The sequence below is a fragment of the Aestuariibacter sp. A3R04 genome (assembly GCF_018860805.1).
GTDB lineage: Bacteria > Pseudomonadota > Gammaproteobacteria > Enterobacterales > Alteromonadaceae > Alteromonas.
Genome location: NZ_JAHKQR010000005.1, coordinates 1 through 648, shown reverse-complemented (window position 1 = coordinate 648; position 648 = coordinate 1). Strand labels below are relative to the sequence as shown.

General features: G+C 45.5%; 2 tRNA genes. Both read right to left on the bottom strand.

The features are described 5' to 3' along the window. Positions 1-210 precede the first annotated feature (210 nt). Positions 211-287 (bottom strand) — tRNA-Ile (locus tag KO518_RS08840). A gap of 249 nt (positions 288-536) precedes the next feature. Next, positions 537-612: transfer RNA gene (locus tag KO518_RS08835), tRNA-Ala, on the bottom strand. Between the last annotated feature and the right edge of the window lie 36 nt (positions 613-648).

Sequence of the window (648 nt, the reverse complement as noted above, 5' to 3'; positions counted from 1 at the left end):
TTCCAAATTGTTAAAGAACAGGTTTAGAGTAAAAAACCCTAATCAATACTCACTTAATAAGTGGTTATTCATTAGGATTTCAGTTCCTCACTTCGACCAATTTACATCATCAGCCAATTCGCTTGGTGAGATTAGTTTGAATGCGAGAAGCGCAGTGTGCGAACAGCACATGAGCATCACAGCGTTCAAAATAACGAAGCCAAGTAGAATTGGTAGGCTTGGGCAGACTTGAACTGCCGACCTCACCCTTATCAGGGGTGCGCTCTAACCAGCTGAGCTACAAGCCTGTTCTTGCTTCTGCTTTGGCTCGTATTGCCGCGCTTGGTTTCGTCGCTCTTCAGTCACATACTTATGTATGCTCCTTCATCACTCCTCAAGTTGCGCACCACTACAACCCAATTCATCGCAACAACTCACGTTGTCTGGATGACCCAAGCAAACTTGCCACTTTAGCGAGCTGGTAAATGGCCAGTCGATTTTACATCGACGATCAAGCCATTTAGCGCGGCACTTGCGAAGCAAGTATAAAAAGCAACTGGTGGAGCTAAGCAGGATCGAACTGCTGACCTCCTGAATGCAAATCAGGCGCTCTCCCAGCTGAGCTATAGCCCCATAATTGGTCGTTCTTTTAATAACAAAACAATCTGT